The 12,119-nt window shown below is 70.6% G+C and carries 9 protein-coding genes; 1 reads left to right on the top strand and 8 read right to left on the bottom strand.

Going from position 1 to position 12,119, the window contains the following annotated elements; all coding sequences use genetic code 11:
• Positions 1 to 81: 81 nt before the first annotated feature.
• Together AAME72_RS02220 and AAME72_RS02225 are read right to left on the bottom strand one after the other, a co-directional pair.
• Entirely contained in the window at positions 82 to 1,896 is a 1,815-nt protein-coding gene (locus AAME72_RS02220) for an ABC transporter ATP-binding protein (RefSeq protein WP_348788627.1), read from the bottom strand.
• Entirely contained in the window at positions 1,893 to 3,737 is a 1,845-nt protein-coding gene (locus tag AAME72_RS02225; protein ID WP_348788628.1) for an ABC transporter ATP-binding protein, read from the bottom strand. The genes AAME72_RS02220 and AAME72_RS02225 overlap by 4 nt, the downstream gene beginning before the upstream one ends.
• 407 nt (positions 3,738 to 4,144) lie before the next feature.
• Between AAME72_RS02225 and AAME72_RS02230 the strand changes: the two genes are divergently transcribed.
• Entirely contained in the window at positions 4,145 to 4,606 is a 462-nt protein-coding gene (locus AAME72_RS02230; RefSeq protein WP_348788629.1) for a hypothetical protein, read from the top strand.
• Positions 4,607 to 4,628: 22 nt separating this feature from the next.
• Here the strand turns inward: AAME72_RS02230 and ddaH are convergent, their stop codons facing one another.
• From ddaH to AAME72_RS02260, 6 genes are all read right to left on the bottom strand, one after another.
• Positions 4,629 to 5,834 (bottom strand): dimethylargininase, encoded by a 1,206-nt coding sequence (ddaH, locus tag AAME72_RS02235; protein WP_348788630.1) that lies wholly within the window; start codon positions 5,832 to 5,834, stop codon positions 4,629 to 4,631.
• 24 nt (positions 5,835 to 5,858) lie between these two features.
• Complete coding sequence (locus tag AAME72_RS02240; RefSeq protein ID WP_348788631.1) at positions 5,859 to 6,914, bottom strand: Glu/Leu/Phe/Val dehydrogenase dimerization domain-containing protein; 1,056 nt, start codon at positions 6,912 to 6,914, stop codon at positions 5,859 to 5,861.
• 136 nt (positions 6,915 to 7,050) lie between these two features.
• On the bottom strand, positions 7,051 to 8,631 hold the full coding sequence (gene purH / locus AAME72_RS02245) for a bifunctional phosphoribosylaminoimidazolecarboxamide formyltransferase/IMP cyclohydrolase (protein ID WP_348788632.1): 1,581 nt from the start codon (positions 8,629 to 8,631) through the stop codon (positions 7,051 to 7,053).
• Positions 8,628 to 9,221: a phosphoribosylglycinamide formyltransferase gene (purN, locus tag AAME72_RS02250; RefSeq protein WP_348788633.1), complete on the bottom strand. Its 594-nt coding sequence runs from the start codon at positions 9,219 to 9,221 to the stop codon at positions 8,628 to 8,630. The genes purH and purN overlap by 4 nt, the downstream gene beginning before the upstream one ends.
• A gap of 70 nt (positions 9,222 to 9,291) precedes the next feature.
• Entirely contained in the window at positions 9,292 to 10,590 is a 1,299-nt protein-coding gene (locus tag AAME72_RS02255) for a DUF6350 family protein (protein ID WP_348788634.1), read from the bottom strand.
• A 111-nt stretch (positions 10,591 to 10,701) separates the two neighbouring features.
• Entirely contained in the window at positions 10,702 to 12,111 is a 1,410-nt protein-coding gene (locus tag AAME72_RS02260) for a hypothetical protein (RefSeq protein WP_348788635.1), read from the bottom strand.
• Positions 12,112 to 12,119: the final 8 nt, after the last annotated feature.

Genomic DNA, 12,119 nt, shown 5'->3' on the forward strand with positions numbered 1-12,119 from the left:
CCCTCGTCCACCGACCATGGCGGCGGGCCCGCGGGAGAATGGCTTCCTCCCGCGGGCCCGCCGGCACCACCTGTCGTCCCGCTAGACCAGCGAGTCCCGCCAGGCGGCGTGCAGCTGCGCGAACCGTCCGGTGCCCGAGATGAGCTCGTCCGGTGCGCCGTCTTCGACGACCTTCCCGTGCTCCATCACCAGCACTCGGTCCGCGATCGCGACCGTCGACAGGCGGTGCGCGATGATCACGGCGGTGCGGTCGGCGAGCAGCGTCTGCAGCGCCTCCTGCACCAGGCGCTCGCTCGGGATGTCGAGCGAGCTGGTCGCCTCGTCCAGGATGAGCACCGCCGGGTTCGCGAGGAAGGCTCGCGCGAACGAGATCAGCTGGCGCTGACCTGCCGACACCCGGCCGCCGCGCTTGTTCACGTCGGTGTCGTAGCCGTTCGGCAGACCCTGGATGAACTCGTGGGCGCCGACCGCGGCCGCGGCCTCCACGATCTCTTCGCGCGTCGCGTCCGGCTTGCCGAGCGCGATGTTGTCCGCGACCGACCCGGAGAAGAGGTACGCCTCCTGCGTGACCATGACGATCGCGCGGCGCAGGTCCTTCGGGTGCATGTCGCGCAGGTCGACCCCGTCCAGCGTGACGGAGCCCTCGCTCGGGTCGTAGAACCGCGAGATGAGCTTCGCCAGGGTTGACTTGCCCGCACCGGTCGAGCCGACGAGCGCGATGGTCTGCCCCGCAGGGATGTCCAGGCTGAACTCCGGAAGGATGACGCGGTCCTTCTTGTAGGCGAAGGTCACGTCGTCGAAGCGCACGTGCCCCTCCGCCGTCCAGAGGTCGACCGCCTTCACGGGGTCGGGCACGCTCGGCTCCTCCTCCAGCACGCCCGAGATCTTCTCGAGCGCGGCCGCGGCCGACTGGTAGGAGTTGTAGAACATCGCCATCTCCTCCATCGGGTCGAAGAACCGGCGGGTGTAGAGCAGCGCCGCGAGCAGGACGCCGATGGCGAGCTGTCCGTCCGCGACCCGGAAGCCGCCGACGAGCAGCACGACGCCGACCGTGACGTTGCCGATCATCACCAGTCCGGGGTCGAAGATCCCGAACAGCTGGATGACGCGCGCGTTGACGTCGCGGTACTCCTCCACGAGGCCGCCGAACTCCTTCTCGTTGCGCTTCTCCTTGCGGAACGCCTTGACCGCGCGGATGCCGGTCATGGTCTCCACGAAGTGCACGATGAGCTTCGCCGACGCCACCCGCGAGATGCGGAACAGCACCTGCGACCGCTTCTGGAACCAGCGGGTGAGCAGGTACAGCGGCACCAGCGAGCAGACCAGCACCACACCGCTCACCCAGTCGAGCGCGAACAGCGCGATCGCGATGAACAGCATGTACAGGAAGCCCTGCACCAGCTGGTTGATGCCGGAGTCCAGCAGCTCGCGGATCGAGTCGAGGTCGCTCGTCTGCCGCGAGATGATGCGGCCGGACGTGTACGACTCGTGGAACTCGAGCGACAGCTTCTGGGTGTGCAGGAAGACCCGCTTGCGCAGATCGATCAGGATGGCCTGGCTGATCCGAGCGCTCAGCACGGTGTACCAGGCGATCAGCACGGCACCGATGACGCCGGTGACCAGGTACGCGACACCGGCTGCCGCGACGGGCATCCAGTCCTGCGACTTCAGCGCGCTGATGCCGTTGTCGATGCCGAACGCGATGATCGCCGGCCCGGCGACCTGGCCGGCCGTGCTGATCACGACGACGATCGCGGTCAGCACCAGCCGCACCCGCAGCGGGTGCAGGAGGGAGCCGAGCAGGCGCAGCGAACGGCGGCGGATCTGGCGGCTCTCCGCCTTGTTGAGGTCGTTGCGCTCTTCGCCTTCGACCCCGAGGACGGTTGCGGTGCTCACAGGTTCACCTCCTGAAGGAGCTCGTCGTTCTGATCGTCCTCGAGACTCGAGAGGACGAAACGGTAGTGCTCGCTGGTGGCGAGCAGGTCGTGGTGCGTGCCGACGGCCGTGATCCGGCCGTCCTCCAGCAGGGCGACCCGGTCGGCCAGCATCACCGTCGACGGACGGTGCGCGACGACGAGGGCCGTGGTGGACGCGAGCACGCGCCGGAGCGCGGCCTCCACCAGCGCCTCGGTGTCCACATCCAGCGCGGACAGCGGGTCGTCGAGCACCAGGATGCTCGGCGCGGCCGCGACCGCACGGGCGAGCGCAAGACGCTGACGCTGGCCGCCCGAGAGGCTGAGCCCCTCCTCGCCGACCTTCGTCTCCACGCCCTCCGGCAGCTCGTACACGAAGCCGGCCTGCGCGATCTCGAGCGCCTCGGTCAGCACCTTCTCCGCCTCGGGCGAGGTGGGATCGAGCCCGTCGCGGCCGAGCAGGACGTTATCGCGCACGGAGGCCGAGAACAGCGTCGCGTCCTCGAACGCCATGGCGATCGCCTTGCGCAGGTCGTACCGGGTGAGGTCGCGCACGTCGACGCCGTCCACGCGCACCGCGCCTCCCGTCACGTCGTACAGACGCGTGGTGAGAGCGGTCATCGTCGACTTGCCGCTGCCGGTCAGGCCGACGAGTGCCATCGTCTCCCCCGGTTCCACCCGCAGCTGGATGCCGTCGAGCAGATCGGGGAACCGCTCGGGCGAGTCCTGGTACCGGAAGTGCACATCGTCGAAGACGAGCTCGCCCTTCGGGTCCGTGATCTTCTTGGGCTCGGCAGGGTCGGTGATCGCGTTCGTCTCGTCCATCACCTCGAAGAACCGGTCGGCCGCGGTGCGCGTGTCGAACGTCATCGAGAGCAGGAAGCCGATCGACTCGATCGGGAAGCGCAGCACGGTCGCGGTGGCGAAGAACGCCACCAGCTCGCCGACCGAGAGCGCGTCCTGCGAGGCCAGCCAGACGCCGACGACCAGGCAGATGCCGAACGCGACGTCCGGCACCAGCAGCAGCCACAGCCAGATGCCGGCGATCGCCTTGGCCTTCTCGATCTCCGTGCCGCGCAGCTGCTCGGCCTGCGACTCGAACTTCTTCAGGGCGTGCTTGCCGCGCCCGAACGCCTTCAGCACGCGGATGCCGTGCACCGACTCCTCGACGGCGGTCGCGAGGTCGCCCGCCTGGTCCTGGCTGCGGCGCGCCACGATCGAGTACTTCTTCTCGAACACGAAGCCGTAGATCCAGAGCGGCACCGACAGCACGAGGAAGATCAGCCCGAGCAGCCAGTTCCAGCCGATCAGGATGACGAATCCGACGATGATCGTGACCACGTTGACCACGAGCAGCACGATGCCGAACGACAACCAGCGGCGGATCAGGCTCAGGTCGCTGACGGCGCGCGAGAGCAGCTGGCCGCTCGGCCAGCGGTCGTGGAACGCGACGGGCAGGTCCTGCAGCTTCTCGTACAGGGCGTTGCGCATCCGCGCCTCGACGTGCGTGCCCGGGGTGAGCACGAACCAGCGTCGCAGCGAGATGAACACCGCCTCGGCCGCGCCGAGGCCGACCACGAGCAGGGCCGCGGGCCAGACCGCGCTGGGGTCGCCGGTCGACAGCGGTCCGTCGACCAGCCAGCGCAGCACCTGCGGGATGCTCAGGGCCACGAGGCTCGCGAGCAGGGCAGCGACCATGCCGAGGACGATGCGCGGCGCGGCCGACTTGGCGAACGGCAGGATGCGCAGCAGGGTGCGGACCGTCCCGGTCCGCTTCTTCTCTTCTCTTTGGGGCGGGTGCTGAGGTGTTTCAGCGATAGACATGAGTTCCGTTTTCTCTGTGAATGCGTTTTCTTCGATGGGTCGGCTCCGACCCGTATGAGGTGTGCTGAGAGGTCGCGAAAAGGCGTCGCTTGTGAGCCGCGAAGGCGGTCCTCGTGCGAGGTTCCGGGCCCACGGATGCCCGGACGGTGTACCGGCGACGTCAGCCGGAAGCGCTCTACGTCCTGGGACCTACCAGGCGGGGGCTTGCTCCGGGGACGCGTACGCGGCAGCGACGAGCCCGAACACCGTCACGGTTCGTGTGTTCTCTGTCGTTGTCATGGCGTCCTCCCGTAGCCCGATGCTCTTCTTCCGAATGCCGCAACAAGGCAGCCCTACAGCTTATTGCCAGGTTTCGGCGCAACGCAATAGTGCCGGCTGGTTTCTTTTCGCGTGCTAGCGTCCGCTTCATGCCCGCATCCGCTCCCGGCCTCCGCGTCGTCCTCGGCGCCTTCGCCTCGTTCGTGGCCCTGTTGGCAGCGGTCGGGTGGGCTGTCTACGCGGGCACGAACGCGGGTGTCGACGCGGCGACGACGCGCCTCACCGTGCGGCTCGCGGTCGGGCGCGAGGTGACGGTGCGGCTGCCGGAGGTGGACTGCAGGATCCGGCCGAACGGCGGCATCGTGATCCGCAACACCCCACGGCCGGGCGTCGGCGACCAGATCGCCGCCGACTACGTCCACGTCTCATCGCGCTATGGGGTCACCATCACCGGTTCGGAACTGGTGTTCAGCTCGGTGGCGCCGTTCGCGCCGAGGGGCGACGAGGTGCTTTTCGACGCGCTTCCCGGCACCGCGACCATCACCGCGAACGGTCCGCCGATCCCGGTCGACGCCACGCTCACCGGCGCGCTGGCCTGCACGCGGGAGTGACGCCGGCCGCCGCCGGGCCCGGTCAGCGGATGCGGATCGAGAGGCAGGTGACGCAGCCCTCGAGCTTCTCGAACTCGCTGATGTCGACGGGGATGACGGTGTAGCCGAGGTCCTCGACGAGCGCGATGGACTGCGGAGCCGACGACGACATCAGCACGGTCTCCTCGTCCAGCACGACCACCGCGGTGCCGTGCGCTTCAGGGATGGGCAGGAAGCGCTCGAACAGGCGGGGCTCGTCCACGATCGGCTCGTAGCCGATGACCGTGCCGTCGGGCAGCGCGGTGACCGCGGTCTTCAGGTGCAGGGCCTTGGTGACCGGCACGGCGACGACGGTGTAGCCGAGCCGGGAGGCGATGGCGCGCAGCTGGCGGATGCCCTCGGCGTTCGTGCGACCGCCCCGGCCGACGTACACGGTGTCGCCGACCTTGAGGACGTCGCCGCCCTCGAGCGTGCCCGGCTCCTCGATGCGCTCCAGGCGCAGCCCCTGGGAGCGCAGCGCCGCCTCGGTGCCCGCGGTCTCGGGCCGGCGCGAGTCGGCCCCTGGGCGCGTGATGACCGCGGTGTCGCCGAAGACGACGGCGGTGTCCTCGACGAACACCGAGTCCGCGAGACGGTCGGCGCTGGCGACCTCGACGGTCTGCCAGCCGGCCTCGGAGAGCGCCGAGACGTAGCCGTCCCACTGCTTGTCCGCGAGCTCGGTGTCGATCGCCTCGCGCTCGATGTGTGTGACGAGCCCCTCCGCGAGGTTGGCCGCCGGGATGCGCACCAGGGCGATGCGGCGCCCCGTCTCGCCCGGTCCGGGGGCGGTGAGCACGCGGTAGATGGCGTAACCGGCCGTCGGGAAGGCGATGGCGACCGCCAGCCAGAACGGGAGGTTCAGGCTCAGGAACCACTGGAAGATCTGCTCCCAGGCGGTGCCGGACAGCGTCACCTTGAGCGACGTGAACAGCACGATCGTGCCGAGGAAGGTGCTGACCAGCCCGACCACCAGGCCCGTCACGACCGCGATCCAGCGCCGCTCCATCCCGCCGAGCAGCGCACCGGCGAACGAGAGCACCAGCGCGACCAGCGCGTTCCACACCACGTACTGCATGATCGTGCCGAGCGCGTTGATGTTCAGGCTGTTGGCGACGAGCAGCACCACGGTCGCCGCCACCAGACCGATGGCGGCGACCGCGACGGCGGACACGATGGATGCGACGAGCCGGCGGGCCCACGAAGAAGTCATGGACTCCAACCTAGCGGACGCTTGCTATGCGTTCGCTGGCTCGCGCAGGCGTGCGACGGCGAGCTCCTCCGCCGCCTCGAGGGTGGTGATCCCGCGCTCGTCGGCCGCCTCGAAGATGCGGGTGACGGTGTCCCCGATCCGCTCGACGCGTTCCTGCGTCGCGGCGGCGGACGGGTCCTCCTCGTTCATCATCGAGAGGAAGATCACCCCTCCCGCGTTGACGACGAAGTCCGGCGCCCAGAGGATGCCGCGGGCGGCGAGCCTGGCGGCGCCGGAGCGCTCGGCGAGCTGGTTGTTCGCGGGACCGACCACGGCGCGCACACGCAGCTCGTCGATCACCTCGTCCGTCAGGACGCCGCCGACCCCGGCGGGTACGAACAGGTCGCCCTCGACCCGGTGCGCCTCGGCCGGCTCGACCCAGGTGGCCCCGAGCGCATCCGCCAGCGCGCGCTTGGCCGGGTTGACGTCGGTGACGGTCAGCACGGCGCCCTCGCTGGCGAGGCGCATCGCGATGAGGGAGCCGACGTGGCCGAGCCCGAGCACGGTGACCCGGCGTCCGGAGACCGAACGGCTGCCGAAGGCCCGCTCCAGCGTCGACAGCAGTCCAGCGTAGACCCCGGCGGCGGTCGCGTCGCTCGGCTCGCCGACGCCACCCTCCGCGGGCGGCAGGCCGCAGACGTGCACGGTCCGCGAGGCGACGACGGACATGTCCTCCGCGCTCGTGCCGACGTCCTCGGCCGTCATGTAACTCCCGCCGAGGCTCTCCACGGCGTCGCCCAGGTCGAGCATGACCTCGTACTTGTCGGTCGGCGTCAGCTCGCGTCCGCGCGGAACGTACACGACGGCCTTGCCGCCACCGCGGTTCAGACCGGCCGCGGCGTTCTTCATCGTCATCCCCTCGGCCAGGCGCAGCGAGTCGGCGATCGCCTCCTGCCAGGAGTCGTACGTCCACACCCGGCAGCCGCCGAGGGCGGGACCGAGGACGGTGGAGTGCACCGCGATGCTGATGGTGAGGCCGCTCCGCCTCCCCTTCACAACGTGCAGTGTTTCGTGCGGCAGGTCTGCGGGCAGGACGGACATCGGTGTCTCCTCGTGGGATCGCGGTGAAATGTTCAGCGGTCTTGTGGACCGCCGTCCATTCTCCCGCGTCCCACGAGGGGCCGCAATCGTGCGGGCGCGCTCAGTGGCGCGCTCAGTCGCGCGCTCCGAGGGGCGCTCAGTGGAAGAAGTGCCGCTCTCCCGTGAAGTACATCGTGACGCCGGCCGCCTTCGCCGCCGCGATCACATCCTCGTCGCGGATGGACCCGCCCGGCTGCACGATCGCGGATACACCGGCGGCGATCAGGATCTCGGGGCCGTCCGCGAACGGGAAGAACGCGTCCGACGCGGCGACGGAGCCCGCCGCCCGCTCGCCGGCCCGGCTCACCGCGAGGTTGCACGAGTCGACGCGGTTGACCTGGCCCATGCCGACGCCGACGGACGCGCCGTCCTTGGCGAGCAGGATGGCGTTCGACTTGACCGCACGGCACGCCTTCCACGCGAACTCCAGGTCGGCGCGGGTTGCGGCGTCGGCCTCCTCGCCGGAGACGAGCGTCCATCCCGAGGAGTCGAAGGCGTCGAAGCGGTCGCTGTCCTGCACAAGCACCCCGCCGGAGATCTGCCGGAACTCCGTCGTCGCGCGCGCGTAGCCCTCCGGCAGCTGCAGGATGCGCAGATTCTTCTTGGTCTGCAGCAGCTCCAGCGCCTCCGGCTCGTACGCCGGGGCGATGAGGACCTCGGTGAAGATGCCCTTCACGGTCTCGGCCATCGCCAGGGTCACCGTGCGGTTCGCCGCGATGACGCCGCCGTACGCGGAGACCGGGTCGCACTCGTGGGCCTTGCGGTGGGCGTCGGCGATGTCCTCTGCGACGGCGATGCCGCACGGGTTCGCGTGCTTGATGATGGCGACCGCGGGCTCGGCGAAGTCGTACGCGCTGCGCAGCGCGGCGTCGGCGTCCACGTAGTTGTTGTAGGACATCTCCTTGCCGCCGAGCTGCGTCGCCTGGGCGATGCCGTGACCGGCCGGGTCCGCGTACAGCGCGGCGGCCTGGTGCGAGTTCTCGCCATAGCGGAGGGTCTGCTTCAGCTCGGCGCGCACCTCGAAGCGTTCGGCGAAGTCGTCGGTCGACGGTGCATCGCCAGCGAACCAGGCCGCGACCGCGCCGTCGTACGCGGCCGTGTGGGCGAACGCGCGTGCCGCGAGCTCGCGGCGCTGCTCGAAGCTCGTGCCGCCGGCGGCGATCGCCGCGGCGACGTCCGCGTAGTCGTCCGGCGAGACCACGATCGCGACGTTCGCGTGGTTCTTCGCCGCGGCGCGCACCATCGCGGGGCCGCCGATGTCGATCTGCTCGACCACGTCGTTCCCGACGGCACCGGAGGCGACGGTCTCGACGAACGGGTAGAGATTCACGACGACGAGCTCGAACGGCTCGATGCCGAGGTCTTTCAGCTGGTCCTCGTGCGACGCCAGACGCAGATCGGCGAGCAGACCGGAGTGGATGGCCGGGTGCAGCGTCTTGACGCGGCCGTCCAGCGACTCCGGGAAGCCGGTGACGCTCGCGACGTCGGTCACGGCGTGCCCGGCGTCGCGGATGGTCTGGGCGGTGGAGCCGGTGGAGACGATCTCGACGCCCGCGTCGGCGAGCGCCTTCGCGAGGTCGAGCAGACCGGTCTTGTCGCTGACCGAGATCAGCGCGCGGCGGATGGGGACCACATCCCGCTCGCGGTAGAGGCTGGCGTCGTGACGGGGTCCGCTCATGCTCGGGAAAGCTCCTTGAGGTCGATGTGGCCGTTGGCGATGTCGAGGACGGCGTCGATGAGCAGCCGCCGCTCCACGGGTTTGATGCGGTCGTGGAGGCTGGCCTCGGTGTCCGAGGGCTCCACGGGGACGCGCTCCTGGCTGATCACGGGCCCCGCGTCGACACCGTTGTCGACGACGATCAGGCTCGCTCCGGTCTGCGTGACGCCGGCCGCGAGCGCGTCCCGCACGCCGTGCGCACCGGGGAACTCGGGCAGGTACGCCGGGTGGGTGTTGATGAGGAAGGGGGTGAGCGCCTCCACGACGCGCGGCGGAACGAGGCGCATGAAGCCGGACAGCACCACGAGGTCGGGCTGCCACTGCCGGATCTGCTCCAGCAGCGCATCCCCCCACTCCTCGCGGCTGTCGTACGAGGTGAACGGCACGGTGAAGGTGGGGATGCCGAACTCCTCCGCGTGAGCGAGGCCGTCCGCCTCCCTGTCCGCTCCGACCGCGACGACGCGCGCCGGGAACTCGGCGTCGGCCGCCGCCTCCAGCAGAGCGCGCAGATTGGAGCCACCGCCGGAGATCAGCACGACAATCGAGAGCACGCGACAAGCCTACCCACCCGGGGAGGGGCGCTCCGACCGGCGGCGGGACCGCGGCCACTCTCGGGCGCGGTCAGCGCCTGGCGCGGGCTCCGGCGATGAGCCCGATCGCCGCAGCCACCGCGACCTCGGCCGCGGCGAGCGCGCCGACCAGCCACGGGTTGGGACCGACGTCGTGCAGTCTGCCCGGCCCGAGCGCACCGGACGACCACCAGGCGAGGAGGCCCAGTTCGATCCCTGCGACGACGCCGATGCCGAGGGCCGTCAGCGCAAGCGCGAGCGGCCCGTCGGTCTGCGTGCGACGGGTGCCGCGGAGCAGCGCGGCGGCCAGGAAGCCGGCGAGCAGCGGCACCACGATCCCGACCAGCCCGAAGCTGTAGCCGTGCGCGGGGATCACACCGAAGAGCGGAAGCCCCGGGACCGGCCCGAGCGCGGTGCCGATGGGGCTGACGGCGGAGCCGGTGCCGATCGCGAATCCCGGGCCGATCAGCCAGGACGCCAGCCAGACGACGAGGTTGGGAAGGAACGCCAGCTGGGCGATGGTGAGCGCGATCCCGCCGGCCACCCCGCTCTGCAGCTGCTCGTAGAGGCTGATGATCGTCCCGTAGTTCCCGAAGATCAGCAGCGCGAGGACCAGGGCGGCGATCCCGATCACGATGGCGGCGGCGGCGCTTCCGGCACGCACGGCCCCCAGGGCGCCCGCTCGCACGGGTGCCGGGATCGCTGCGACCCGTTCCCGGACGGCGACGACGCCCGGCATCGCCGCGCCGAGGACGCTGGGCCCGGACACCTCATCGCGGCTCTGTGCGGGGGAACCGGTGCCCGTCGCCGCGGGCGTGTCTGCAACGACCGCGGAACGCGGGGAGCGCAGCGCGGCGAACCCGAAGCCGGCGCCGATGCCGAGCGCGTAGACGAACGGCGGCAGCAGCACTCCTTGCCAAGGCGAAGGCTGCACCGGCGCGCTGCCCGCGGTGACCGTCACGATCGCTGCGACGGCCAAGAACGTCCCGAGCGCACTGAGCGCCCCGGTCGCCCGGAACGGGGTCTCCGACGCGCGCATCCCGGTCCGCACGCCGAGCCCGGCCGTGAGCACCGCGAACCCGAGCAGCGCGATGGTGACCTGGAACGGCTCCGCGGCTCCGGGCAGTCCCAGCGTCGCGACGGTCTGCGGGTCGAGTGCGATCGTGAGATTCACGCCGTGACCCACCAGCCAGACATCCGCTGCGGCCCTCCAGATCACCAGGAACGACGCACCGAGCTGGTACTGCGTCGCCCACAGCACGGTCAGAGGCACCAGGCAGACGGCCAGCCCGATGGCCGCGACGATGACGGCTTCGAGCGCGGCGAGCAGGGCGACGGTCGCGCGGTTCATGCCCGGCCGCACCCAACCGGGAGCGCGGCGAGCAGGGCGACGGTTGTGCGATTCATGACCGGATGGAGCCTACCGGGAGCACGCGCCGCCCACCGGCCGACACTTCGGCGCTCAGGAGACGGTCATGATCGGGGTGTCGTCGCCTGCGTTCTCCGGCACCGTGATCACCGGCCTCTGGACCAGCTCCAGGATCGCGATCACGACGGCCGCGATGACGAGAGTCCAGACGATCAGCGCCGGAGTCAGCGGCCGGACGAAGAGCACGACCGCCGCCGCGATCACCGCGACGGCGGCACGGAGGAGGACGCGCTGAGCGTAGATCCACTCCCCCGCCCTGCCCGTCGAGATCCCGTGCCGTTCCGCCGCCTCGCGGACCCAGGTCACCCCGGACCCGAAGAAGCCGCGCAGCCGACGCGGCACGCCGAACGGTCCCGCATACCAGGCGACGATCGCGACGACCACGGCGAGCACCAGGACCGCGACGCCGGTGTCCTGCATGGGCGTCGTGACCGTGCCGAAGATCGTCTCCGCCACACCGGCCGGGATCAGGGCCGGCGACACCGATCCCACGAAGATCAGCCCGCCGATGCCGATGCCGGCCACGACCACGACCATCGCCACCCCCAGCGCCACGGCGGCGCCGATGAGGGCGAGCGCACGGCGCCGCGCGACGATCACGCCGAGCGCCAGCAGGCCGATCGCGACCCAGGGCAGCCAGGCTCCTGCCGCCACCGCCACCCCGTAGAAGATCTGCAGCGTCGGGATGGACGAGTTCTGCGCGATCGTGATCGTGCGATCGACCGTCGGGATCTGCGAGGCGAACGTGATTCCGCGGTCCACCAGCAGCTGTTTCACCCTGTCGATGATCGGCCCGAGTTGCACGCCGACCGATCCGTCGGAGCCGACGGAGATGGCGGCCTTCGGATCGCCCTGCATCGTGGCGACGAGTTGCGTGTGCGACGCGCGCAGCGCCTCCTGCCAGACCTGCGCGAACGCGTCGGACGAGACGAAGTTGCCGACGGTGGTGTGGATGAGCGAGACGATGCCCTGCGCGAGCGGCGCCTTCAGCGCATCCAGCGCCTTCGTCGCCGCTGGGCCGGTGCCGAGCTCGGTGATGCCGTCGACCACCTGCGAGGTGAGCGCGGGGATGTCCACGGAGTCCTGGATCACCTTCACCGCCTCGTCGGTCACGTACGCCTGGACGCCGGGATCGTGCGCGAGCGGCGCGTAGGTCGCGACGAAGGCGTCCGTGTCCGTGAGCTGCACCTTGGCCCAGGACGCGACGACCGCGACGGGGGCGAGGATCGCGCCGACGACGATCAGCACGACGGCGAGCAGCGTCCACCCCCAGCCGCGACTTCGCTTGGTCGCGGCGATCGGGTCGACGACCGGCAGCTCCTCGGTCGTGCCGCCCGCCACGGCGATCCGGCTTCTGAGCTCCGCGTTCTCGGCCTCGAGGGCGGCGAGGCGCTGCAGCAGTTCGGCGTTGGTCACGCGCGGCATCCGGATCACCCCTTCCACGGGTGTGC

The sequence above is a fragment of the Leifsonia sp. NPDC080035 genome, assembly GCF_040050925.1.
Lineage (GTDB): Bacteria > Actinomycetota > Actinomycetes > Actinomycetales > Microbacteriaceae > Leifsonia.

Excerpts from the sequence above, each read along its gene's own strand:
- AAME72_RS02225 (WP_348788628.1), bottom strand. The coding sequence starts at position 3,737 with ATGTCTATCGCTGAAACACCTCAGCACCCGCCCCAAAGAGAAGAGAAG.
- ddaH (WP_348788630.1), bottom strand. The coding sequence starts at position 5,834 with ATGACTTCTTCGTGGGCCCGCCGGCTCGTCGCATCCATCGTGTCCGCC.
- purH (WP_348788632.1), bottom strand. The coding sequence starts at position 8,631 with ATGAGCGGACCCCGTCACGACGCCAGCCTCTACCGCGAGCGGGATGTG.
- AAME72_RS02255 (WP_348788634.1), bottom strand. The coding sequence starts at position 10,590 with ATGAACCGCGCGACCGTCGCCCTGCTCGCCGCGCTCGAAGCCGTCATC.
- AAME72_RS02240 (WP_348788631.1), bottom strand. The coding sequence starts at position 6,914 with ATGTCCGTCCTGCCCGCAGACCTGCCGCACGAAACACTGCACGTTGTG.
- AAME72_RS02230 (WP_348788629.1), top strand. The coding sequence starts at position 4,145 with ATGCCCGCATCCGCTCCCGGCCTCCGCGTCGTCCTCGGCGCCTTCGCC.